The organism is Salmonella sp. 32010601201800023SM (assembly GCF_017572235.1).
Lineage (GTDB): Bacteria > Pseudomonadota > Gammaproteobacteria > Enterobacterales > Enterobacteriaceae > Salmonella > Salmonella enterica.
In genome coordinates this window covers 1323706-1346882 of record NZ_JAGEQS010000001.1, presented here as the reverse complement: position 1 = coordinate 1346882, position 23177 = coordinate 1323706, and the positions used below count along the sequence as shown (strand labels likewise).

Genomic DNA, 23177 nt, shown 5'->3' with positions numbered 1-23177 from the left:
GCGGCATCATTTTCAGGGAAGACATTCATTGGGATTTATAAAGCAATCAACCTCATCACATGCCCGTTTAAATGTGCCTACGCTGGTGCAGGTTGCGGCTATGGCGATTATTTTGATTCGCGGTCTCGATGTGCTGATGATTATGAATACCCTCGGCATACGCGGGATGGGCGAGTTTATTCATCGCAGCGTGCAGACGTGGAGCTTAACCCTGGTCTTTCTGGCCAGCTTAGTGCTGGTCTTTGTTGAAATTTATTGTGCGTTTTCGCTGGTGAAAGGCCGTAGCTGGGCGCGCTGGGTGTACCTGGCGACACAAATTATTGTAAGTGGGTATCTGTGGGCGGCGTCGTTAGGCTACGGGTATCCGGAGTTGTTTAGCATCGCGGGAGAATCGAAGCGTGATATCCTGCATTCCCTGGTCATGCAAAAACTCCCCGATCTTTTAATTCTGTTTCTGCTGTTTATTCCCGCTCCCAGCCGTCGGTTCTTCCGGCTGCAATAATGTGTATAATCGTCGCCCCGGATAATATGAAGGTTTTTTGGTATGCAGTGCGCACTCTATGACGCGGGTCGCTGCCGTTCCTGTCAATGGATTACGCAGTCGGTTAACGAACAACTTTCCGCAAAAACAGCCGATTTACATCGTTTGCTCGCCGGGCTGCCTGTTGAACAGTGGTGCGCGCCGATTGGCGGCCCGGAACAGCATTTCCGCAACAAAGCGAAAATGGTCGTGAGCGGTAGTGTAGAAAAACCGCTCTTCGGGATGCTGCATCGCGACGGTACGCCGGTCGATCTTTGCGGCTGCCCGCTGTATCCCGCCTCCTTTGCCCCCGTATTCAGCGCGCTAAAACCTTTTATTGCCCGTGCCGGACTCACGCCTTATAACGTGGCGCGAAAACGCGGCGAACTGAAATACCTGTTGCTGACGGAAAGCCAGTTCGATGGCGGTATGATGCTACGCTTCGTGTTGCGTTCAGAAACCAAACTTACGCAACTGCGCGCGGAGTTACCGTGGCTGCGCGCGCAACTGCCGCAGCTCAGAGTGATCACCGCAAATATCCAGCCGGTACATATGGCGATTATGGAAGGGGAGACGGAAATCTACCTGACGGATCAGCAGGCGCTGGTGGAACGTTTTAACGATGTGCCGCTGTGGATTCGCCCGCAAAGTTTCTTTCAGACCAACCCTACGGTCGCCAGCCGATTATATGCAACGGCGCGCGATTGGGTAGGGCAACTGCCGGTACGCCATATGTGGGATCTTTTTTGCGGAGTGGGCGGATTCGGCCTGCACTGCGCGACGTCGCAGATGCAATTAACCGGTATTGAGATCGCGCCGGAGGCGATTGCCTGCGCGAAGCAATCCGCTGCCGAGCTGGGATTGACCCGCCTTCATTTCCAGGCGCTGGATTCCACCCAATTCGCCACCGCACAAGGCGAAACGCCCGACCTGGTATTGGTGAATCCTCCCCGCCGCGGCATTGGCAAGCCGTTGTGCGATTACCTTGCACAAATGGCGCCGCGTTTTATCATTTATTCGAGCTGTAACGCGCAGACGATGGCGCAGGATATTCGTCATCTGCCGAACTACCGTATTCAACGTGTTCAGCTTTTCGATATGTTCCCGCATACCGCGCATTATGAGGTTTTAGCGTTACTGCGCAGGTCAATATAATATATTCACAGTATTTATTTTTATCCATTAATTATTTCATAAAAATAATAAATACAACCAATTGATTATTTAATTCAATTGGTTGTATTTATATATTATCCTATTTTTGCAAATCAAATCACAAATAATCACTTTAAATCTTTTAATGACTACTTTTGATTATTACAGTGCGTGTAAGGCAAAATCAGACAAGGTGGTTTATCGGGTAACTTTCAATAGCATCAGCGAAGCAATACGTAACGTCAGTAAAGGGGTCAATCATGACAACGAATAGGCACGCTTATGGAGGGCGTTCAGACGATGTTTGCCAAATTTATAGATGTTATTCAAACGTTTTTAACTGAACCGGCAATATTAATTGGGATATTAGTCGGTGTTGGCTATGCGCTGGATAAAAAGACGCCTATAAAAATTATCACCGGTATGATCAGCGCGATGGTCGGTTTGATGATGGTGTTATTTGGCGGCTTTCAATTTTCAGCCACTTTTAAACCGGTTGCAGAGGCAGTCAGCAAGGCTTATGGCGTGCATGGATACTTAATGGATTCATACGCCATGAAAGCCGCGACGCAAATAGCGCTGGGCGATAATTTCGGCTATGTAGGATACGTTTTTGTATTGGCGTTTTTTACTAACCTGTTATTAGTTTTATTTGGCCGTTATACCGGCGCAAAAGGTATATTTCTTACCGGTAATACCGGGGTCTCTCATTCACAGGCAGTACTGTGGTTAATCGTCTTCTGGCTGGGGTTCGGTTGGGTACAATCCATTGTAATTGCCGGGGTATTGACCGGGGTCTTTTGGGCGTTTTCAACTACGCTTATTGTTAAACCCATCGCCAAAGTGACCAATAACGCCGGTTTTACCATTGCGCATAACCAGATGCTGGGACTGTGGTTTTTCTCGAAATTCGCGCATAAATTCGGCGATCCGGAAAAGCATGACGCCGAAAACCTGAAACTTCCCGGTTGGTTAGCCATTTTTAACCACAACGTGACGGCAATCGCCATTGTGATGACGCTCTTCGTTGGCGGTTTTCTATTGGCGACAGGGATCGATAACGTACAGTTAATGGCGAAAGGCAAACCCTGGTATATCTATATCATCAATCTGGGCCTGCAATTCTCTATGTATATGGTCATCTTGCTGCAGGGCGTGCGGATGATGGTTGGTGAAATTAACGGTTCGTTTAAAGGATGGCAGGATCGCTTTATTCCTAACGCCATACCGGCTGTGGATGTTGCTGCTTTATTACCTTTTTCGCCTAACGCGGCCACGCTGGGATTCGTCTTTTGTACTTTCGGCACGATTTTTTCCATGGGCATCCTGCTGCTCATCCATAGCCCTATTATGGTATTGCCTGGTTTTGTTCCGCTCTTCTTTTCCGGCGGTCCCATCGGCGTATTAGCCAACCGAATGGGGGGATATCGTTCCGTTATTATTTGTACTTTCCTGTTAGGGATTATTCAGACTTTCGGTACGGTATGGGCCATTCCTTTAACCGGGCTGGCAAAAGAAGGCGTGGGCTGGACGGGAATATTTGACTGGGCGACTCTGTGGCCTGCGATTTGTGAATTACTGAAATTTATTGCTTCAACGTTCCATCTTGGTCCTTATTCCATTTAATTGATTCGGTTTATATAAAGGATTTTATTATGAAAGATTCTGTAAATATTTTATTCGTATGCGGTTATGGTGTAGGCAGTAGCGTAATGTTACAGACTGTTGTTAAAAAAGCGTTAGCAAAATATGACTTCTCTTTTGATATGGAGCATACGGCAGCGGGAGAGGTCGGTGGATTTACCGACTGGGCAGATATTTATGCGATTTCGAAAAAATTGCTTGATGTTGTTAGCCTCGATCCTAAACACGGACAATATCTCATTCCCATTGAAAATATCATGGATGGCGAATCAATAGGCAAACAGATTTACGATGTGGTAGAGAAAAATTTTCCGCACCTGCTCAACAAATGAGGGTGAGTCATGAAAGCGATTATTCTGCTGTTTGACAGTCTGAATAAAAACTATTTGCCGCCCTATGGCGATTTGCTAACGAAAGCGCCTAACTTTCAACGCCTGGCGGCACATGCCGCCACCTTTGACAATAGTTATGTCGGCAGTATGCCCTGTATGCCAGCCCGTCGGGAACTGCACACCGGGCGCTATAATTTCCTGCATCGTGAGTGGGGGCCGCTGGAACCCTTTGATGATTCCATGCCGGAATTATTGAAAAAAGCGGGGATCTACACCCATCTTATCAGCGATCATCTGCATTACTGGGAAGACGGCGGCGGTAACTACCATAACCGCTATAGCTCCTGGGACGTAGTACGCGGTCAGGAGGGCGATCACTGGAAGGCAAGTGTTGGCGAGCCGCCCATTCCGGAAGTACTGCGCGTTCCACAAAAACAAACCGGAGGCGGCGTTTCCGGGCTATGGCGTCATGACTGGGCGAACCGCGAATACATCCAGCAGGAAGCCGATTTTCCCCAGACGAAAGTTTTTGACGCCGGGTGCGATTTTATCCATAAAAATCATGCCGAAGATAACTGGTTATTGCAGGTTGAGACGTTTGATCCGCATGAGCCGTTTTATACCACCGAGGAATATTTATCGCTCTATGACGATGAGTGGCAAGGCCCGCATTATGACTGGCCGCGCGGCAAAGTCAGTGAAAGCGAGGAGGCGATAGCGCATATTCGCTGTCGTTATCGGGCCCTGGTTTCCATGTGCGACCGCAATCTGGGACGTATCCTTGATCTGATGGATGAACACGATCTCTGGCGCGATACGATGCTGATTGTCGGTACCGATCACGGCTTCTTGCTGGGGGAGCACGGTTGGTGGGCTAAAAATCAAATGCCCTATTATAACGAGGTGGCGAATAACCCGCTGTTTATCTGGGACCCGCGCAGCGCGGTATGCGGAGCGCGACGGCAGTCGCTGGTGCAGATGATTGACTGGGCGCCAACGCTACTGGATTATTTTCAGCAACCTATTCCCGCAGATATGCAGGGCCAACCGCTGGCGAAAGTCATTGCCAGTGATGAACCCGTCAGGGAAGGCGCGCTGTTTGGCGTGTTTAGCGGACATGTTAATGTTACCGACGGCCGCTATGTTTATATGCGGGCCGCGCAGCCGGGGCGTGAGCATGACATTGCGAACTACACGTTAATGCCGATCAAGATGAATGCGCGTTATGACGTGGATGAACTGGGAAAATTATCTCTGGCGCCTCCGTTTAAATTCACTAAAGGGCTTCAGGTATTACGTATTCCGGCCAGGGAAAAATATAAAGGTGTGAATAGCTTTGGTCATCTCTTGTTTGATCTCAGAGACGATCCGCAGCAGCAGCATCCTATTCATGATGAGGCCATCGAAGCAAGGATGATCAACTTACTTATCCGTTTGATGAAAGAAAATGACGCTCCGGCGGAGCAGTATCGCCGTCTGGGTCTGGATGTTATCTAAAAACGTAACAATGTTGTAAGCCGGGTACGCGTCAGCGTCACCCGGCAAGTATTAGTCCGAATCGCCTGTTGATGCAGGCGTTTGAGACTGATGACAAACTGTAGAATGCCCAATGGCGCTGCGCTTATCAGGCCAGGATAGTTTCCGATGGCGGCCCGTGGGCTGAATAAGGTATTTATACTGCCATTTCGCAACACGGTGGGCTAATCACATACGTCTTACTGCGGGAACCACTGATCGCTGATTTTCTGATAAGTGCCGTCCGCTTTAATGGCGGCCAGCGCATTATTCAGTTTTTCCAGCAACGCCTTATTGTCCGGGCGCACCGCGATGCCAAGTCCGGTACCGAAGTATTGCGGATCGGTCACTTTCTCTGTTGCCGGACCCAGTTGCGGATTCGTTTTCAGCCACTCATTGACCACTGCGGTATCGCCAAAGACGCCGTCAATACGGCCATTTTTCAGGTCGATAATCGCATTCTGGTAGCTGTCGTAGGCCACGGTTTTGACCTCCGGATGTTTATCCTGGAGATATTTTTGATGCGTGGTGCCATTTTCCAGACCGATACGCTTACCTTTTAGATCGGTAAAGGTTTTATAGGTGTCTTTTTTGGCAATCACCAGAGCGGAATTCGCATAATAGGGATTGCTAAAGGCGACCTGCTTACTGCGCTCCGGGGTAATGTCCATTCCGGAAATGACGGCATCATATTTTCTGAATTTCAGCGCCGGGATAAGACTATCGAAAGCATGATTGGTAAAAGTACATTCTGCCTGCATTTGCTTGCATAATGCGGTTGCCAGATCGATATCGAAGCCCACAATTTTATTACTCGCATCCAGGGATTCAAACGGGGGATAGGTGGCGGAAACCCCGAAATTGATTTTTTCAGCGGCGATGCTGCCAGTGGCGAAAGAGGCGAGTAATGCAGCCAGAACTAACTTTTTCATGATGTCACTCCCGTAATCTTATGATTATGCGCCGTGTCTGCGGCATAGATTTACAATGCCATCAATTGAATTTGTATGCAATAAAAATGATTAAATATTTTAAAATGGATAAAAAAAGACGGACAGGTTAACCACTTGTCCGTCGGATTTATTCAATATTATGCATCGTAGGTTTGATAAGCGCAGCGCCATCTGACCATTGTCGAACGGCGGCGAGAATGCCTTATCCTGCCTGGTTAATTGCGCCGCTCAAACGCCAGAGCTTTACGCTCAATCAAACGCATCATCAGCGTCAATAGACCGTTGACGACCAGGTAAATTACGCCTGCCGCGCCAAATACCACCACATCGTAGGTACGACCATAGAGCAACTGACTGTACCCCATGACTTCCATCAAGGTGATGGTATAGGCCAGCGAGGTACTTTTGAAGACCAGTACCACCTCATTAGAATAGGAGGAGAGGGCGCGTTTAAACGCATAGGGCAACAAAATCGCCAGCGTATCTTTCTTACTCATCCCCAGCGCGCCGCAGGACTGCCACTGACCTTCCGGAATCGCGCGAATCGCGCCATAAAATAGCTGCGTGGTGTAAGCGGCGCTGTTTAGCGACAACGCGATCAGTGCGCACAGCCACGGTTCAGACAGTAGATGCCAGAGTAGCGGATACTCTTGCAGTGTCGGGAATTGACCGGGTCCGTAGTAGATCAGGAAAATTTGCACCAACAACGGCGTACCGGTAAACAACGTGATATAGCCGCGCACCAGCCACACCACGAACGGCGTTTTTAGTGTCAGGATAATGGTAAAAACTAACGCCAGCACCAAAGCGACGGCAATAGAAGCCACGGTCAGCGTCAGGCTGGTGTGTAGCCCTTTTAGCAGTTCAGGTAAGTACTCAAGCATTAGTCCGGCCTCCGCTCAAAACGTGTTGCGCGCAGGTCTATGCGTTTGAGAATGTACTGACTGATCAGCGTAATGACCAGGTAAATAGCCGCCGCAATAATGTACCAGTTAAACGGTTCCTGGGTGCGTGTGGCAATACTTTTGGTCTGCAACATCAGATCGTTAACGCTGATAAGGCTGACCAGAGCCGTATCTTTTAGCAACACCAGCCACTGATTACCCAGCCCTGGCAGAGCATGACGCCACATCTGCGGCATCACCAGACGGAAAAAAATCGCCGTCTTTGATAATCCCAGTGCCTGACCCGACTCCCACTGACCAGACGGAACGGCTTTCAGCGCGCCGCGTAGCGTCTGCGACGCATAGGCCGCATACAGCAGGGACAACGCAATCACGCCGCACAGGAACGGACTGACGTCAAAGTTCTCAATCTCCATTTGCACTGGGATCTGCGTAAAGCCGAGATGGAGGGTAAACCCGTCAGACAGCGTAAGCAGGAGTTGCGAGGAGCCGAAATAGATAAACAGCACCACCAGAATTTCCGGCAGGCCGCGCAAAATAGTGACCAGCGCGGAGCCTATCCAGGCAATCGGGCGCCATTTTACGGACTCCCAGACGGCAAAGAACATGGCTAACGCGAGGCCAATGATCAGCGCACAGACGGCAAGGCCGACGGTCATCCCGGCGGCGCTTGCTAAAGGAAAAAATTCGTTCATCAAAGATTACTTCTGGAACCATTTGTTATAGATGGTCTCGTAAGTCCCATCTTTCTTCACTTTTTCCAGCGCAGTATTGAATTTCTGCTGCAGCTCGGTGTTGCCCTGGCGTACCGCGATACCCAGGCCGGTGCCGAAATAATCTTTATCGGTGACTTTATCGCCGACCGGCACCAGCTTAGGATTGGCTTTCAGCCATTCGGTCACGACCGCCGTGTCGCCGAAAACAGCGTCGATACGGCCATTTTGTAGATCCAGCTTCGCGTTCTGATAGCTGTCATACGGTACGGTGGTGATTTCCGGATGCTTATCCATGATGAATTTCTGGTGCGTCGTACCGTTCTGTACGCCGACTTTCTTACCTTTCAGTTGATCAACGCTGGTGTATTTGCCCTGCTGACCCACAAACAGCGCGGAGTTGTCGTAATATGGCGTGGTAAACAGCACCTGCTTTTCACGTTCCGGCGTGATATCCATTCCCGCCATTACAGCGTCGAAGCGGCGGAATTTCAGGCTGGGGATCAGGCTGTCGAACGCCTGATTGGTAAAGGTACAGGAGGCGTCGATCTCTTTACATAGCGCGTTGGCCAGGTCGACGTCAAAGCCGACAATCTTGTTATTAGCATCCATCGATTCGAACGGCGGATAGGACGCTTCGGTCGCAAAACGAATGGTCTGGGCTGCTGTAGCGGAAAGGCTAAAGCCTGCAATTAGCGCGGCAATCAGAACTTTTTTCATTGTCATTGTCCCGAATCTTAGTGAGAGAGATAGTTTTTGAACGCTTCGGTCTGAGGGTGGGCAAAGCAACCCGCATCACCGTGCTCGACGATGTGACCATTTTCCATATAAATCACACGACTGGCGGTCTTACGCGCCACTTCGACTTCATGCGTAACGATCACCTGAGTAATGTTCGTTTCCGCCAGCTCATGAATAATGCTGACGATTTGAGCGGTAATTTCCGGGTCCAGCGCGGCGGTCGGTTCATCAAACAGCAGCACCTGCGGCTCCATCATCAGCGCGCGGGCAATCGCGACGCGCTGCTGCTGACCGCCGGAAAGGTGCAACGGATAACGATCGCTATAGGGCTTCAGACGTAGACGCTCCAGCAGCTTTTCTGCGCGCGCCAGCGCCTGATCTTTTGTCAGACCCAGTACGCGGCAGGGCGCTTCAATCAGATTCTGCACAACGGTGAGATGCGGCCAAAGATTATATTGCTGAAAGACCATTCCGACATTTTGACGTAGCTCACGAATCGCCTTATCGGACGGCGTTTTCGTAAAGTCAAAATGGTTCCCGGCGATAGTCAGAGTGCCGGAGCGCGGCATCTCAAGCAGATTGAGTACACGCAGCAGCGAACTTTTACCCGCCCCGCTTGGGCCAAGCAACACCAGCGTTTCGCCTTCGGGGCAATCCAGCGTGATATCGAACAGCGCCTGATGCGCGCCGTAAAAGCAATTAATGCCGTTTAATTGAATACTCATTGACACTCGTATACAGGCAGTCTGATAGCTATTGAAGCCGCAGATAGTACCTTTCGCAGAATAGTTATGCAATATTTATGCGTTAAAAGTTAAATATATCCCACATTCTTCCCTAAACATAGCACAAAATAGCAGGAGGAATAGTAGGTAAGAAGAATTGTCGGCATCCCGGGCAGAATGCCAGACAATTTACGGGGTTATGGGTGCAAAAGCGGGGGAATACTGTCTGTTAACGGTTTTCTATTGACTGGCGCAGCGTACCGGCAGGGGCATGGACATCTCCGCCCAGATAGCGAACGTCGTCAATCACCCAGCATGAGCCTTCGTGAATCATAAGCACTTCATCCTGCCAGCTTTGATCGCCCTGTTTTAACGCCACCCGCAGAGGAATGTTGCGCGCATCTCGGTTCGGAATGGTTGATGCGCTGGCGACGTTGGCGCTATCCGGCAGCGTAGCGCGGCTGGAGAACAGATCGCCGCTCATCAACTGGCGGTGCTCCGTATCGCGGCTGGCGTCGGTCAACAATTTCGCCAGGTTATCACTCAAGTAGGGGCGAAGCGCGGCGATATCATTGCTGTGGTGTTGAATACGGTAGTCGTAAAATTGTTGAGCCACGCTGTCCGGGCCGCCTTCCACACACGCGCCGATACGCGGGCCATTATCTTTGTAGGCGGGAGTGACGGTCGTACAGGCGCTAAGCAGAAGCGCGCACGGGATGAGCAAAGAGAGTTTAGAATAGCGCATGATGATTTCCTTATAGGCGATCGAGCAAAAACCGATCTACGATAATCAATTATATCCTTTCAATGATAGCGTATCAGCTTGATAATGCGTTTGAGATCGTGTGCTTAGCTAACCCGGGAGATTCACTATGCAGTTTTCAACAACCCCAACGCTGGAAGGACAAAGCATCGTGGAGTATTGCGGTGTGGTAACGGGCGAAGCCATTTTAGGCGCCAATATTTTCCGCGATTTTTTCGCCGGCATTCGGGATATCGTCGGCGGACGTTCCGGCGCGTATGAGAAAGAGCTGCGTAAAGCGCGTGAAATCGCTTTTCAGGAACTTGGCGAGCAGGCTAAAGCGTTGGGTGCCGATGCGGTGGTAGGCATCGATATTGATTACGAAACTGTCGGCAAGGATGGCAGTATGCTAATGGTCAGCGTCAGCGGAACGGCGGTGAAAACGCGCCGATGAAAGCGCTACTGTGGCTGGTGGGTCTCGCGTTGCTGTTAACAGGCTGCGCGAGCGAAAAAGGAATTATCGATAAAGAGGGATATCAGCTTGATACCCGACATCGGGCGCAGGCGGCCTATCCGCGCATTAAAGTCCTGGTGATTCACTATACGGCGGAAAACTTTGACGTTTCGCTGGCGACGTTAACGGGCCGCAACGTCAGTTCGCATTACCTGATTCCCGCAACCCCGCCATTATATGGCGGTAAACCGCGCATCTGGCAACTGGTGCCGGAACAGGATCAGGCCTGGCATGCGGGCGTCAGTTTCTGGCGAGGCGCCACGCGTCTCAATGATACGTCTATTGGCATTGAGCTGGAAAATCGCGGCTGGCGAATGTCCGGCGGGGTGAAATCTTTCGCGCCGTTTGAATCCGCGCAAATTCAGGCATTGATTCCGTTAGCGAAGGACATTATCGCGCGCTATGACATCAAACCGCAGAATGTGGTGGCCCATGCGGATATCGCGCCGCAGCGTAAAGACGATCCCGGCCCGCGCTTCCCGTGGCGCGAGCTGGCGGCGCAGGGGATTGGCGCCTGGCCTGACGCCCAGCGTGTGGCGTTTTATCTGGCTGGACGCGCGCCGTATACGCCAGTCGATACCGCAACGGTGCTTGCGTTACTCTCGCGCTATGGCTATGAAGTCAAAGCCGATATGACGGCGCGCGAGCAGCAGCGGGTGATTATGGCGTTCCAGATGCACTTCCGTCCGGCGCAATGGAACGGTATCGCAGATGCCGAAACGCAGGCGATTGCCGAAGCATTACTGGAGAAGTACGGCCAGGATTAACGCGGTAAATTTCCGTGATCGCGCAGCCAAGCGGCGGTGCGCTCAATGCCTTCGTCCAGCGTGATGATGGGCTGGTAGCCCAGCTCTTCCTGCGCGCGAGTCGTATCGAGCGTAAAATCAAAATTCAGTTTTGACACGCCGTAATGCGTTAGCGGGGGCTCTTTGGCGGATTTTTTGCCGAAGCGCTCCATACTGCGGGCGATCATATCCAGCATCGGGTAAGGCACAGAGCGAATGCGGCAATCGATAGTCAATTCATCAATTAACTTTTGTACGATGCTGCGTAAGGTACGGTTTTCGCCGTTAGTGATGTTATAAGCGCGGCCAGAAGGCAGATGATCGCAGCCCGGCTGGCTGGCCAGCCACATGGCGTGGATCGCATTTTCATAGTAGGTCATATCGACCAGCGCGCTGCCCCCGTGCGGTAATAAGACGCTACCGTAATGGTGCATCATATGCGCCAGACGTGGGATAAATACTTTATCGTGCGGGCCAAACAGGCTTTGTGGACGCAATACCGTAAAACGTGTTTGCGGATTGGCCTGCGCCAACAGATTAATCACCTCTTCGCCGGCGGCTTTACTGCGGGCGAACTCATTGGCAAACCGATGCGGGCGGAAATCTTCTTTGATATCACGGTGATGGTGGTAATCAAAATAGAGCGAGGGAGAGGAGATATGAATAAAATTGCGCACGCCCCAGGCGACCGCCCATTCTCCCAGACGGCGGGTGGCGCGAACATTCGCCAGATCGAAAGCCTGTTGGGTTCCCCAGGGCGAGGTAAAGCTGGAGCAGTGCCACAACGTGTCGATCCCGGCGAGCATCACTTTAGCCTGCGAGGAGACCAGTTCGGTTAAATCCGCATGGACGAATTCCGCGCCCATTTTTTCAAGCAGCTTGCCCATCGCTTCATTGCGACCCGTCGCTCTGACGCTGATGCCTTTATTGCGCAAAAATTCAACCGCGTTTCGACCTAAGCCGCTGGTGGCGCCGGTAACCAGTACCTTCATATCAATCCACTGTGTTTAATAAACCGTCGTGCGCATTCTTCCGTGAATTACGTCGGTATGCAATGGGAAACACGAAAGAATACAGCAACTTTTTCTCATTTTTCTGTGATTTGTTCTGCAAGTCGGGCAATACGCCTTGCCATTCCCCGGAAAATAAACAGGTGCGCCGGGATCATCAGTAGCCAGTAAATCAGGCCCGGCATTCCGTGTGGATGCCACCAGGCGCGCACGTCAATTTCGCGGTAGCGGCCTTTATCGTGCAGCGTGAAGCTAAGCCGCCCCAGGCCCGGCGCTTTCATGCCAAACAAGAGCGTGAGCTGTTTTTCTGGTTCGACAATGATCACTTTCCAGCTATCTACCGTATCGCCAGGCTTGAGCAAGGTATGCGACGGGCGGCCTTTCGCCAGTTTATGCCCCACCAGACGGTCCATCGCGGCGCGCGTCTGCCACAAAATATTGCCGAAAAAATAGCCCTCTTTGCCACCCAGCCGATTTACGACCTGCCATAGCGCCGATAGGCTGGCCGGGGTCTGCGCGGTAAAGCCCGCCTGCTTTGGAAAATAGCCGTATTCGGGACGCCAGCGGGCGAAGGCCAGCGCGTCGTAGCCCCAGTCGCTGGAGTTCACCAGTTTTTCTTCTTCTTTCAGCGTGCGGCGAACGGCGTCATCAAAGGTGATAAGCGTTTGGGGGATCAACTTTTTTAACGCGGCGTCATCGGCCAGCAAATCGTGCCTTAATCCCTGGATTAACGCTTTTGCGGTAGTTGGCGGCACGGAGGTAATGACGTTTAAAAACCAGACCGAAATCCAGCGGGTCGGAAAAGGCACCGGGATCAGCGGACGCCGTTTACCGCTGACGGCCATAAAACGTTCAAACTGCTGCTGATAACTTAATACCTGCGGCCCGGCGGCTTCCAGAATACGATGCTCGTGCGCAGGGTGCTCCAGTAAGCCGACCAGGTAGTAGAGTAAATTTTCCAGGGCGATGGGCGTGGTGCGCGAACGCACCCAGCGCGGCGGCGTGAGTATTGGCAGGTTGTAAACCATGTCGCGCATGACTTCGAAGGCGGCGGAGCCTGCGCCGACGATGATCCCGGCGCGTAATTCCGTCACCGGTACGCCTGCGTCGCGCAGCGTGTCAGCCGTAAGCTGGCGGGCGCGCAGGTGATCGGATTGCTCATGCGCCGGTGCCTGCAGTGAACTGAGGAAAATAAGTTGTTTAACCGGCGTCTGGCGCAGCGCGTCGCGCACGTTGAGCGCCGCCTGACGCTCATGGGCGATAAAATCGCCGCCTTCGCCCATGCCGTGTACCAGATAGTAAACGGTATCAATGTCGCGAAGCAGCGCGGGTAAATTTTCCGGCCAGTGCAGATCGACCTTATGACAACTGACGTTGGCGAGGCGCTGTTTTTCCAGACGTTCGACGCGTCGCGCCGCCGCCCGCACCTGATGCCCTTGCTGACTTAGCGCAAAGACCAGGTGCTGGCCGATATAGCCGCTGGCGCCGAGAACCAGAATGCGTTGCGCCACGTTGCTCTCCTTAGCGGGCTAAAAAGGCGCGCCAGTGGGCGACGACGTCGGCAAGCTGTTCGCGAGAGACATCCAGATGCGTCACCAGACGCACAATCGGCGCGGCGTTAATCAGGATATTCCGTTCCCGCAAATAGTCGCCAAGCGCGGCGGCCTGTGCTTCGCCAACGCGAACAAACAGCATATTCGTTTCGTGGCGCATGACCTCCGCGCCCGCTTCCCGAAGCTGCTGCGCCAGCCAGGCGGCGTTATCATGATCCTCTTGCAGACGCGCCACGTTATGCTTCAGCGCATACAGTCCGGCCGCTGCCAGAATCCCGGCCTGACGCATTCCGCCGCCGACCATTTTACGCCAGCGCGTCGCGCGTTTAATGTAGTCGCGGTTGCCGACCAGCAGCGAACCGACCGGCGTCCCGAGACCTTTTGACAGGCAGATGGTAAAAGAGTCGCAATACTGCGTAATCTCTTTTAACTCACAGCCGTAGGCAACCACCGCGTTAAAAATTCGGGCGCCGTCAACGTGCAGCGCCAGCCCACGTTCGCGGGTAAACGTCCAGGCGTCTTTCAGATACGCGCGCGGCAGCACTTTCCCGTTATGCGTATTTTCCAGACTGAGCAAGCGCGTACGCGCGAAGTGGATGTCATCCGCTTTAATCTTCGCCGCCACGTTCTCCAGCGGCAGCGTACCGTCCGCGGCGGCGTCGATGGGCTGCGGCTGAATGCTGCCGAGCACCGCCGCGCCGCCAGCTTCATAGAGATAATTATGCGCGCCCTGACCGACGATATACTCTTCGCCGCGTTCACAATGGCTAAGCAGCGCGACCAGATTGGCCTGGGTGCCGGTGGGTAAAAAAAGCGCCGCTTCTTTACCGGAAAGGTCGGCGGCGTAGCGCTGAAGGGCGTTAACAGTAGGGTCATCGCCGTATACGTCGTCCCCGACCGGGGCGGTCATCATCGCCTCGAGCATGGCGCGGCCCGGTCGGGTAACGGTATCACTGCGTAAATCAATCATGGCACATCCCTGGATTTTAAAAGGTGATGTGCACTGTTTTACCTTAGCCAGTTCGTTTTCGCCAGTTCGATCACTTCATCGCCGCGGCCGCTAATAATGGCGCGTAGCATGTACAGGCTAAAGCCTTTCGCTTGTTCCAGTTTGATCTGCGGCGGGATCGCCAGCTCTTCTTTTGCCACGACCACGTCAACCAGTACCGGGCCGTCAATGGAAAACGCGCGCTGTAGCGCACCGTCCACGTCTGCGGCTTTTTCCACGCGAATACCGGTAATGCCGCAGGCTTCGGCGATACGCGCGAAATTGGTGTCGTGCAGTTCGGTACCGTCGGTAAGGTAGCCGCCGGCTTTCATTTCCATCGCCACAAAGCCCAGCACGCTGTTATTAAAGACGACGATTTTTATCGGCAGCTTCATCTGTACCACCGAGAGAAAATCGCCCATCAGCATACTGAAGCCGCCATCACCGCACATCGCGATAACCTGCCGACCCGGCGCGGTGGCCTGAGCGCCGAGCGCCTGTGGCATGGCGTTGGCCATTGACCCGTGGTTAAACGAGCCCAGCAGGCGGCGCTTGCCGTTCATTTTTAGATAGCGGGCCGCCCAGACGGTCGGCGTGCCGACATCGCAGGTAAAAATAGCGTCGTCAGCGGCGAAATGGCTAATTTGTTGCGCCAGATATTGTGGATGGATGGCTTTATCGCTGAGTTTGGCTAAGTCATCAAGTCCCTTACGGGCGTCCCGATAGTGCTCCAGAGCTTTATCGAGGAATTTACGATTGCTTTTTTCTTCCACCAGCGGCAGCAGGGCGCGAAGCGTGGCTTTAATATCGCCCACCAGCGCCATGTCGACTTTGCTGTGCGCGCCAATACTGCCCGGGTTGATGTCAATCTGAATGATTTTGGCATCGCTCGGATAAAAGGCGCGGTAGGGGAACTGGGTGCCGAGCAGGATCAGCGTATCGGCGTTCATCATGGTGTGGAAGCCAGAAGAAAAGCCAATCAGGCCGGTCATTCCCACATCATAAGGGTTATCGTACTCAACGTGCTCTTTGCCGCGCAGGGCATGAACGATTGGCGCTTTTAGTTTTGCCGCCAACGCGACCAACTCCTCATGCGCGCCCGCGCAGCCGCTACCGCACATCAATGCGATATTGCTGGAGTAGCGCAGCAGTTGCGCCAGTTTTTTCAGCTCTTCCTCCGCCGGCGTGACGACGGGGTGCGGGGCATGGTACCAATGAGTGACGGCGTTTTCAGGCGCAGGTTTCAGCGCCACGTCACCCGGAAGTACGACCACGGAGACGCCGCGGTTTAGCACCGCTTTGCGCATGGCGATGGCGAGTACCTGCGGGATCTGCTCCGGGCTGGAAACCAACTCGCAATAGTGGCTGCATTCACGGAACAACTCCTGCGGGTGGGTCTCCTGGAAATAACCGCTGCCGATTTCACTGGACGGAATATGGGCGGCGATCGCCAGAACAGGGACGTGGTTACGGTGGCAATCAAACAGGCCATTGATCAGGTGCAGGTTGCCCGGTCCACATGAACCGGCGCACACTGCCAGCTCGCCGGTAAGCTGCGCTTGTGCGCCGGCGGCGAAAGCGGCGACCTCTTCGTGGCGGGTTGGCATCCATTCAATGGTTCCCATACGATTAAGACTATCGCTCAGGCCGTTCAGGGAGTCGCCAGTGACGCCCCAGATTTGTTTTACGCCAGCCTGTTCCAGCGTTTTGGCGATAAAAGCAGCAACGGTTTGTTTCATGGTTCTCCATCTCCTTAAATGTGATAACGGTTACAAGTTTAGTTGAAGATGACGATGACGTTTTTCTTTGGCGAAGAGAGGGGCGAAAGGATGAAGCGAGCGGCAAATCGCCCGGTAGCGCTGACGCTTACCGGGCCTATGATGGAACGTTTACTGATTATGCGAGAACAAGATCGCCCTGCGGATGGCAGGAGCAGGCCAGTACGTAACCTTCGGCAATCTCCGCCTCGCTCAGCGTCATGGTGCTACTCACCGTATAGTCGCCGGAAACGACTTTGGTTTTACAGCAGCCGCAAACACCTGCCCGACAGGCAGCGGCAACCGGTACTTTATTACTCTCCAGCGCCTCCAACAGCGTCGTACCGATCGGGGCATAAAATTCCTGCGCTGGCTGTAGCTTGGTGAATTTCAGGCCGCTGGTTGCCGTTTCCGCCACCGGCGTGAAGAACTTCTCTTTAAAGAAGCGCGTTACGCCAAGCGCTTTCACTCCCTGTTCGACGAAATCCATATAGGGCGCCGGGCCGCAGGTCATGATGGTGCGCGATGCCAAATCCGGTACGCGCTGTAATAATTCCGTGGTCAGACGGCCCGCGACAAAACCTTCCGTGGCATGATTTTCCGCCACTAGCGTGACCGGATACTGTCGCCACTCGTCGGCAAAAATCACATCATCCGGCGAACGGACGTTAAAGATGACCTGCACATCGGCCTGTGGGCGGTATTTTGCCAGCCAGCGACGCATCGACATGATTGGCGTTACGCCACAACCGGCGGCGAGCAGCAGAAACTTATCTTCTGTTTTATCGTCACAGGTAAAATCGCCCATTGCATCAGACAGCCAGATGTAATCACCGCGCTTGATGTCATGGGTCAACCACTGTGAACCCGTGCCATCTTCAATCCGACGAACGGTCAGCGTGATATATTCACTGACGCCCGGCGTAGACGAAAGGGTGTAGGCGCGCAGCGTTTCCGCTGAATTACGCACGCTCACCAGCGCATACTGCCCGGCGCGATAAGGGTAGTAGTCATGGCATAATAGCGCAATTGTCCATACATCCGGCGTCTCCTGACGGATGTGATGCACCTGCATTCGCCAGGGACATTGTGAGGTTGGCATCGTCATCATTGACCTCCTTACGCGCTCAGCAATTGCTTCATGTCTTCTTCAACGGTGGTCACGGAACGCAGACCGAACTTCTCGTTGAGGATAGCCAGCAGATCCGGCGTGAAGAAGCCCGGCGCGGTCGGCCCGGTGACAATATTTTTCACGCCTAATGACAGCAGCGTCAGCAGAATCACGATCGCTTTCTGCTCAAACCAGGAGAGCACCAGCGATAGCGGCAGATCGTTGACGCCGCAGCCCAGTTTTTCCGCCAGCGTCACCGCCAGGATAATTGCGGAGTAAGCATCGTTACACTGACCGGCATCGACCAGACGCGGCAGCCCTTCGATGTCGCCGAACTCCAGTTTGTTGAAACGGTATTTACCGCACGCCAGGGTCAGGATCAGGCAGTCATCCGGCACGCTGGTGGCGAAATCGGTAAAGTAGTTACGCTCGCCGCGCGCGCCGTCACAGCCGCCGACCAGGAAGATGTGACGCAGTTTTTCACGGCTGACCAGATCGATGAGCGTATCGGCAGCGCCGAGCAGGGTCTGACGGCCAAAACCGACGGTGATGAGATGCGGAATTTCGCTATACGGGAAGCCCGCCATTTGCTGCGCCTGGGCAATGACCGGCCCGAAGTCATCGCCTTCAAGATGGCTAACGCCCGGCCAGCCGACGATGCTACGGGTCCAGATACGGTCGTCATAGCTGCCCACGGTCGGGTCGATAATGCAGTTAGAAGTCATCACGATTGGGCCAGGGAAGCGGGCGAACTCGACCTGCTGATTCTGCCAGCCGCTGCCGTAGTTACCGACCAGATGCTTGAATTTACGCAGTTCCGGATAGCCATGTGCGGGCAGCATTTCACCGTGAGTGTAGACGTTAACGCCGGTGCCTTCGGTCTGCGCCAGCAGGTTGTAGAGATCTTTCAGATCGTGACCGGAGATCAGAATGCACTTGCCTTCAGTCGCTTTGACGTTGACCTGAGTCGGCGTTGGGTGACCGTATTTGGTGGTTTCACCGGCATCCAGAATGCTCATCACTTTGAAGTTCATCTGGCCGATTTCCATTGCGCACTCCAGCAGCGCGTTCATGTCAGCAGGCCAGGTGCCCAGCCAGGCCATGATTTTGTGGTACTGCGCGTAAATGTCGTTGTCGTATTGACCGAGAACGTGCGCGTGTTCCATATACGCCGCCGCGCCTTTCAGACCGTACAGGCACAGCAGACGCAGGCCGAGGATGTTCTCGCCAATGGCGGCTTTGTCTTTATTCGGGGTAAATTCCGCCGCCTGACGTTGCAGTTCGCCCAGATCGTCGCTAACCAGTTGCAGATCGGCCATCGGATTGTCGCAATGCGCATTGGCATCCACGCTCAGGCACTGCGCTTTCAACGCTTCACGCAAGGCAATCGCTTCACGGGCGTAGCCGACGATACGCGGAGAGTCGAAGTTAACGTTGGTCAGCGTGGAGAAAAACGCGCGCGGCGCAAAGTTATCAACGTCGTGATTAATGATGCCATATTCACGGGCCTTCACCGCCCAGGCAGACAAACCTTGCAAAGCCGCAATCAGCAGATCCTGCAGATCGGACGTTTCAGCCGTTTTACCGCACATTCCCTGCGCGTAGGAGCAGCCGTTTCCGGCTGGTGTACGGATGGTTTGTTCACATTGCACACAAAACATGGTCACACCTTTTAAAGTTATATTTAATATACATGTTTAAGATTATGCCTGTGAACAAAGGGATAAAAGGGATTTCTGCCATAATGTGCAAGGAGATTGATTTAGCGCAATTTTGGCGGCAGATGCCTACCGCCAAAGAGGTATCAGGCCGAGAAGAACGCCATTAAGAGGGGGACCAGCAGGCTGAGGATAAAGCCATGTACGATAGCCGCCGGAACAATCTCCACGCCGCCGGAGCGCTGTAATACCGGCAACGTAAAGTCCATTGAAGTCGCTCCGCACAGGCCCAACGCCGTTGAACGGCTGCGGCGAACCAGACCGGGAATAAGCATAATGGCTAAGAGCTCGCGGGCCAGATCGTTAAAAAATGCCGCGCTGCCGATAACCGGTCCAAACGACTCCGTCAGCAAAATACCGGAAAGAGAGTACCAGCCGAAACCTGACGCCATCGCCAGGGCGGTTTTTAGCGGTAAGTCCAGGATAAACGCATTAATCACGCCGCCCAGTAATGAGCTTGCCACGACAACGACCGCGACCATCATTCCCCGGCGGTTAAGCACAATTTGCTTTAAGGTCATGCCGCTATTTCGTAGCTGAATCCCCACCAGGAACAATAAAAAGATCAGCGTATATTCACTGGCTTCGGTGGCGTGCTGTAAAACAGAGAGTCCGCTCAGGCCGATGACAAACCCCAATACCACTACGCCGCACAGTTGCAGCGACTCCAGCGCCATGGCAATACGTGAAGGCAGTTTTTCCTGCTGATGATGGTGACGCCACGGGAGGATACGTTCCAGCCACAATAAGGCGGCGATATTACACAATAAAATAATCGTAATACTGACGGCGGAATAATGAAAAATCGCCACCAGATTACTGGCGAGGTTATCCAAAAACGCCAGGCTTATTCCCATAAAAAAGAGAATAAGGTACACGATCCAGCTCAGTAGCCGGTTAATAAGTTGTAATGCGGCTTTATGTCGCAGTGGAATGAGATAGCCCACAATCAGTGGAACCAGAATGATTAAAAGTCCTGAAAACATGAACAGCCGGGCCCTTTTTTATTGTTTGAATAGCGTACATGACACTACCGAATTCCAGACTATCAGTAAAGCGACACCGTCAGCCGTACATTTATCAGACAGTTGCCCCAGGCAAAGGGGGGGAATATCACGCCAGGCGGACGCATTTGCCGTTATACTGCGGTGAATTTTATGGAGTGATGACGTTTTTCTGGAGGAAGCATGATTCTCGAACGCGTTGAAATAGTAGGATTTCGCGGTATCAACCGACTGTCGTTGATGCTGGAGCAAAACAACGTGCTGATTGGGGAAAACGCCTGGGGCAAATCCAGCCTGCTGGATGCGCTGACTCTGTTATTGTCGCCGGAACTCGATCTCTACCATTTTGTCCGTGAGGATTTCTGGTTTCCGCCTGGCGACATAAAAGGACGCGAGCATCACCTGCATATTATTCTGACTTTTCGCGAAACGCAGCCAGGGCGGCATCGGGTACGTCGTTATCGAGCGCTGGAAGCATGCTGGTCGCCTTGCGAGGATGATTTTCACCGTATTTTTTATCGGCTAGAGGGCGAATGCGGCGCCGATGGCAGCGTGATGACGTTGCGCAGTTTTCTCAATAGCGATGGGCAGCCATTGCCGGTGGAAAATATTAACGATCAGGTGCGCCACCTGGTTCGTCTGATGCCAGTGCTACGTTTGCGCGATGCGCGTTTTATGCGACGTATTCGCAACGGTACGGTGCCCAATGTGCCGGATGTTGAAGTCACGGCCCGGCAACTGGATTTTCTGGCGCGTGAGCTGGCGACCCGGCCGCAAAATTTAACCGACGGGCAGATTCGCCAGGGACTGTCCGCGATGGTGCAACTGCTTGAACACTATTTCTCAGAGCAGGGCGCAGGACAGGCGCGTCACCGACTCATGCGCCGACGTTCGCAAAATGAGCAGCGTAGCTGGCGCTATCTGGATATTATTAATCGGATGATCGACAAACCGGGCAGCCGGTCGCATCGGGTGATCCTGCTGGGGCTTTTCTCCACGCTGTTACAGGCGAAAGGGACGCTGCGGTTACATAAAGACGCGCGACCATTACTGCTGGTGGAAGATCCGGAAACCCGTTTACATCCCATTATGCTTTCAGTCGCCTGGCAATTGCTCAATCTGTTACCGCTACAGCGGATAGCGACAACCAACTCAGGCGAACTGCTTTCGCTAACGCCGGTGGAACATGTCGTACGGCTGGTGCGCGAATCTTCCCGCGTCGCCGCCTGGCGTCTGGGCCCGGGCGGGTTAAGCGCGGAAGATGGACGGCGCATCGCCTTTCATATCCGCTTTAATCGCGCGTCGTCGCTGTTTGCGCGTTGCTGGCTACTGGTGGAAGGCGAGACGGAAACCTGGGTTATTAATGAGCTGGCGCGTCAGTGTGGACATCATTTTGATGCGGAGGGCATTAAAGTCATTGAGTTTGCTCAGTCTGGCCTGAAACCGCTGGTGAAGTTCGCCCGCCGTATGGGAATCGAGTGGCATGTCCTGGTGGATGGCGACGAAGCGGGGAAAAAATATGCCGCGACGGTCCGCAGTCTGCTTAATAACGATCGGGAAGAAGAACGCGAACATCTCACGGCGTTGCCTGCGCTGGATATGGAACATTTTATGTATCGTCAGGGCTTTGCCGATGTTTTTCACCGGGTTGCGCAACTTCCGCCTAATGTGCCGATGAATACCCGGAAAATTATCACTAAAGCTATCCACCGCTCGTCAAAGCCGGATTTGGCGATTGAAGTCGCGATGGAAGCCGGGCGGCGCGGAATTGACGCCGTGCCGCCGCTGTTCAGAAAGATGTTCTCGCGCGTGGTTTGGCTGGCGCGGGGCCGGGCGGATTAGCGTTTGAATGTGGCCGGAACCTGTTCGACGACGCTATCGAGTAATGCATAGCGGCGGCGATACTCGGCCCGTTTTTTACTGGCGATCTCCGCTTCGCTTTTTCGGGCGATCGCCAGCGGCAGCGTATAGTAATTCCCTTTAATTCTTTCACCGCCTAACGATTCCCAAAACGCGTCATAGTCGGCATGCATTTGCGTCTTTTTATCCATGTATCGCCAGCTACGATAAACGTGCGCATCGTTACTCACGGCTATAATCTTTTCTGCCTGAAAGACTTGCGCAAACTGACAGAGAGCCTCCATCACGATGCGTTTGGGAAAAAGACCATGGCAGGCTTTGGTCGCCTGCTGGATAATTTCGTGAGGGACGTCGTTTGCCGCGCCCTGTAATCCGCCGATAAATAGTGTGCGTTGTTGGTTAAAGCGACACAGGGTAAATGTGATCTCTGCCAGAATACGTAACTGTGCGTCGCGAACAACAATAGTGCTTTCACCTTCTTTATCCAGTGAGACCAGACTGACTAAATCAAGTTGAAACAACTCGCCGGTTTTAGTTTCAAATTTAGCAAGATTCAGGCCATACTGACTTAAATAGCTAACTTGTTGTTCCCGCGATAAAAGTTGGCGCATCTGTTGATAATGAAAACACAGCGCATCTAAGGCGAAATCGCGTTTAATATTTACAGCCATATAAGGACGATGTAGCCGAATAGGCAAACGCGGCTGACGAGCAAGTAACGTATTTAACTCCGGCCATTGGGTGAGATTGGTCAGTAATTGGCTGGTCGCACGCGGCATGACTAATGAGCGGATTAAAAACTTGCGACGAAAGCTGGCTTTACGCCAGAATTTTCCTGGCTGTAATTGCCCGCGCGTCAGACGAATAAATAACTGTAAAGGAGAGATGTAATCTGAAGTGTACCAGGTATTATCTGTAAGCTGTGTCATGAT

Annotated in this window: 22 protein-coding genes; 8 read left to right on the top strand and 14 right to left on the bottom strand. The window is 52.9% G+C overall.

Features of this window, described 5'->3' with window-relative positions; all coding sequences use genetic code 11:
* Window positions 1–28 precede the first annotated feature (28 nt).
* The 5 genes from J4617_RS06800 to J4617_RS06780 all read left to right on the top strand — a co-directional run bounded on the left by J4617_RS06800 (window position 29) and on the right by J4617_RS06780 (window position 5148).
* On the top strand, window positions 29–502 hold the full coding sequence (locus J4617_RS06800) for a YbjO family protein (protein WP_000505788.1): 474 nt from the start codon (window positions 29–31) through the stop codon (window positions 500–502).
* 42 nt (window positions 503–544) lie between these two features.
* Window positions 545–1675, top strand: coding sequence for a 23S rRNA (uracil(747)-C(5))-methyltransferase RlmC (gene rlmC / locus J4617_RS06795; RefSeq protein WP_017465748.1), 1131 nt, complete (start codon window positions 545–547; stop codon window positions 1673–1675).
* A 282-nt stretch (window positions 1676–1957) separates the two neighbouring features.
* Window positions 1958–3301 (top strand): PTS sugar transporter subunit IIC, encoded by a 1344-nt coding sequence (locus tag J4617_RS06790; RefSeq protein WP_000399323.1) that lies wholly within the window; start codon window positions 1958–1960, stop codon window positions 3299–3301.
* Between the two features lie 29 nt (window positions 3302–3330).
* Window positions 3331–3651, top strand: coding sequence for a PTS sugar transporter subunit IIB (locus tag J4617_RS06785; RefSeq protein ID WP_000655399.1), 321 nt, complete (start codon window positions 3331–3333; stop codon window positions 3649–3651).
* Window positions 3652–3660: 9 nt separating this feature from the next.
* Window positions 3661–5148 carry a sulfatase gene (locus J4617_RS06780; RefSeq protein WP_000644018.1) on the top strand — a complete coding sequence of 496 codons (1488 nt, stop codon included), beginning with the start codon at window positions 3661–3663 and terminating at the stop codon, window positions 5146–5148.
* A gap of 218 nt (window positions 5149–5366) precedes the next feature.
* Here the strand turns inward: J4617_RS06780 and artJ are convergent, their stop codons facing one another.
* From artJ to J4617_RS06750, 6 genes are all read right to left on the bottom strand, one after another.
* Window positions 5367–6098 carry an arginine ABC transporter substrate-binding protein ArtJ gene (artJ, locus tag J4617_RS06775; RefSeq protein ID WP_001748301.1) on the bottom strand — a complete coding sequence of 244 codons (732 nt, stop codon included), beginning with the start codon at window positions 6096–6098 and terminating at the stop codon, window positions 5367–5369.
* A gap of 236 nt (window positions 6099–6334) precedes the next feature.
* Window positions 6335–7003, bottom strand: a complete 669-nt coding sequence (gene artM, locus J4617_RS06770; protein ID WP_000895396.1) for an arginine ABC transporter permease ArtM — start codon at window positions 7001–7003, stop codon at window positions 6335–6337.
* The gene (gene artQ, locus J4617_RS06765; protein ID WP_001001677.1) at window positions 7003–7719 is read right to left on the bottom strand and encodes an arginine ABC transporter permease ArtQ; all 717 of its coding nucleotides are present in this window, start codon (window positions 7717–7719) and stop codon (window positions 7003–7005) included. Before artQ ends, artM begins: the two co-directional genes overlap by 1 nt.
* Before the next feature lie 6 nt (window positions 7720–7725).
* Window positions 7726–8457 carry an arginine ABC transporter substrate-binding protein ArtI gene (artI, locus tag J4617_RS06760; protein WP_000756587.1) on the bottom strand — a complete coding sequence of 244 codons (732 nt, stop codon included), beginning with the start codon at window positions 8455–8457 and terminating at the stop codon, window positions 7726–7728.
* Window positions 8458–8474: 17 nt separating this feature from the next.
* The gene (gene artP / locus J4617_RS06755; protein WP_000027186.1) at window positions 8475–9203 is read right to left on the bottom strand and encodes an arginine ABC transporter ATP-binding protein ArtP; all 729 of its coding nucleotides are present in this window, start codon (window positions 9201–9203) and stop codon (window positions 8475–8477) included.
* 229 nt (window positions 9204–9432) lie between these two features.
* The gene (locus J4617_RS06750) at window positions 9433–9948 is read right to left on the bottom strand and encodes a lipoprotein (protein ID WP_001270724.1); all 516 of its coding nucleotides are present in this window, start codon (window positions 9946–9948) and stop codon (window positions 9433–9435) included.
* A gap of 127 nt (window positions 9949–10075) precedes the next feature.
* On the opposite strand from J4617_RS06750, the gene J4617_RS06745 reads away from it, so the two are divergent.
* Both J4617_RS06745 and J4617_RS06740 read left to right on the top strand, forming a co-directional pair.
* Complete coding sequence (locus J4617_RS06745; protein WP_001160725.1) at window positions 10076–10399, top strand: heavy metal-binding domain-containing protein; 324 nt, start codon at window positions 10076–10078, stop codon at window positions 10397–10399.
* Window positions 10396–11226, top strand: coding sequence for an N-acetylmuramoyl-L-alanine amidase (locus tag J4617_RS06740; RefSeq protein ID WP_000645850.1), 831 nt, complete (start codon window positions 10396–10398; stop codon window positions 11224–11226). The genes J4617_RS06745 and J4617_RS06740 overlap by 4 nt, the downstream gene beginning before the upstream one ends.
* On the opposite strand, the gene J4617_RS06735 is transcribed toward J4617_RS06740, so the two are convergent.
* From J4617_RS06735 to J4617_RS06705, 7 genes are all read right to left on the bottom strand, one after another.
* Window positions 11223–12236, bottom strand: coding sequence for an NAD(P)-dependent oxidoreductase (locus J4617_RS06735; protein ID WP_000866905.1), 1014 nt, complete (start codon window positions 12234–12236; stop codon window positions 11223–11225). The two genes, J4617_RS06740 and J4617_RS06735, sit on opposite strands and share 4 nt — an antisense overlap.
* A gap of 95 nt (window positions 12237–12331) precedes the next feature.
* Window positions 12332–13765: an SDR family oxidoreductase gene (locus J4617_RS06730; RefSeq protein WP_017465746.1), complete on the bottom strand. Its 1434-nt coding sequence runs from the start codon at window positions 13763–13765 to the stop codon at window positions 12332–12334.
* A 10-nt stretch (window positions 13766–13775) separates the two neighbouring features.
* Window positions 13776–14777 carry a low-specificity L-threonine aldolase gene (gene ltaE, locus J4617_RS06725; protein WP_000566346.1) on the bottom strand — a complete coding sequence of 334 codons (1002 nt, stop codon included), beginning with the start codon at window positions 14775–14777 and terminating at the stop codon, window positions 13776–13778.
* Window positions 14778–14815: 38 nt separating this feature from the next.
* On the bottom strand, window positions 14816–16534 hold the full coding sequence (poxB, locus tag J4617_RS06720; protein WP_000815309.1) for a ubiquinone-dependent pyruvate dehydrogenase: 1719 nt from the start codon (window positions 16532–16534) through the stop codon (window positions 14816–14818).
* Window positions 16535–16691: 157 nt separating this feature from the next.
* Entirely contained in the window at window positions 16692–17660 is a 969-nt protein-coding gene (gene hcr, locus J4617_RS06715; protein WP_000178698.1) for an NADH oxidoreductase, read from the bottom strand.
* A gap of 11 nt (window positions 17661–17671) precedes the next feature.
* Window positions 17672–19324, bottom strand: a complete 1653-nt coding sequence (gene hcp / locus J4617_RS06710) for a hydroxylamine reductase (RefSeq protein WP_000458779.1) — start codon at window positions 19322–19324, stop codon at window positions 17672–17674.
* 143 nt (window positions 19325–19467) lie between these two features.
* A complete protein-coding gene (locus J4617_RS06705; protein ID WP_000491118.1) occupies window positions 19468–20367 on the bottom strand; it encodes a lysine exporter LysO family protein in 900 nt (299 codons plus the stop codon).
* Window positions 20368–20568: 201 nt separating this feature from the next.
* Here J4617_RS06705 and J4617_RS06700 point away from each other — a divergent pair, with 201 nt between their 5' ends.
* Complete coding sequence (locus tag J4617_RS06700; protein WP_000599770.1) at window positions 20569–22227, top strand: ATP-dependent endonuclease; 1659 nt, start codon at window positions 20569–20571, stop codon at window positions 22225–22227.
* Here J4617_RS06700 and J4617_RS06695 read toward each other — a convergent pair.
* Entirely contained in the window at window positions 22224–23174 is a 951-nt protein-coding gene (locus J4617_RS06695; protein WP_001519667.1) for a VirK/YbjX family protein, read from the bottom strand. The genes J4617_RS06700 and J4617_RS06695 overlap by 4 nt on opposite strands.
* Between the last annotated feature and the right edge of the window lie 3 nt (window positions 23175–23177).

Bases quoted from the DNA above. Each gene is read 5' to 3' on its own strand.
- artQ (WP_001001677.1), bottom strand. From the start codon at position 7,719: ATGAACGAATTTTTTCCTTTAGCAAGCGCCGCCGGGATGACCGTCGGC.
- artJ (WP_001748301.1), bottom strand. From the start codon at position 6,098: ATGAAAAAGTTAGTTCTGGCTGCATTACTCGCCTCTTTCGCCACTGGC.
- J4617_RS06705 (WP_000491118.1), bottom strand. From the start codon at position 20,367: ATGTTTTCAGGACTTTTAATCATTCTGGTTCCACTGATTGTGGGCTAT.
- artM (WP_000895396.1), bottom strand. From the start codon at position 7,003: ATGCTTGAGTACTTACCTGAACTGCTAAAAGGGCTACACACCAGCCTG.
- poxB (WP_000815309.1), bottom strand. From the start codon at position 16,534: ATGAAACAAACCGTTGCTGCTTTTATCGCCAAAACGCTGGAACAGGCT.
- J4617_RS06735 (WP_000866905.1), bottom strand. From the start codon at position 12,236: ATGAAGGTACTGGTTACCGGCGCCACCAGCGGCTTAGGTCGAAACGCG.
- J4617_RS06750 (WP_001270724.1), bottom strand. From the start codon at position 9,948: ATGCGCTATTCTAAACTCTCTTTGCTCATCCCGTGCGCGCTTCTGCTT.
- hcr (WP_000178698.1), bottom strand. From the start codon at position 17,660: ATGACGATGCCAACCTCACAATGTCCCTGGCGAATGCAGGTGCATCAC.
- ltaE (WP_000566346.1), bottom strand. From the start codon at position 14,777: ATGATTGATTTACGCAGTGATACCGTTACCCGACCGGGCCGCGCCATG.
- J4617_RS06785 (WP_000655399.1), top strand. From the start codon at position 3,331: ATGAAAGATTCTGTAAATATTTTATTCGTATGCGGTTATGGTGTAGGC.
- J4617_RS06780 (WP_000644018.1), top strand. From the start codon at position 3,661: ATGAAAGCGATTATTCTGCTGTTTGACAGTCTGAATAAAAACTATTTG.
- J4617_RS06745 (WP_001160725.1), top strand. From the start codon at position 10,076: ATGCAGTTTTCAACAACCCCAACGCTGGAAGGACAAAGCATCGTGGAG.
- J4617_RS06700 (WP_000599770.1), top strand. From the start codon at position 20,569: ATGATTCTCGAACGCGTTGAAATAGTAGGATTTCGCGGTATCAACCGA.
- J4617_RS06790 (WP_000399323.1), top strand. From the start codon at position 1,958: ATGGAGGGCGTTCAGACGATGTTTGCCAAATTTATAGATGTTATTCAA.
- artI (WP_000756587.1), bottom strand. From the start codon at position 8,457: ATGAAAAAAGTTCTGATTGCCGCGCTAATTGCAGGCTTTAGCCTTTCC.
- artP (WP_000027186.1), bottom strand. From the start codon at position 9,203: ATGAGTATTCAATTAAACGGCATTAATTGCTTTTACGGCGCGCATCAG.
- hcp (WP_000458779.1), bottom strand. From the start codon at position 19,324: ATGTTTTGTGTGCAATGTGAACAAACCATCCGTACACCAGCCGGAAAC.
- J4617_RS06740 (WP_000645850.1), top strand. From the start codon at position 10,396: ATGAAAGCGCTACTGTGGCTGGTGGGTCTCGCGTTGCTGTTAACAGGC.
- rlmC (WP_017465748.1), top strand. From the start codon at position 545: ATGCAGTGCGCACTCTATGACGCGGGTCGCTGCCGTTCCTGTCAATGG.
- J4617_RS06695 (WP_001519667.1), bottom strand. From the start codon at position 23,174: ATGACACAGCTTACAGATAATACCTGGTACACTTCAGATTACATCTCT.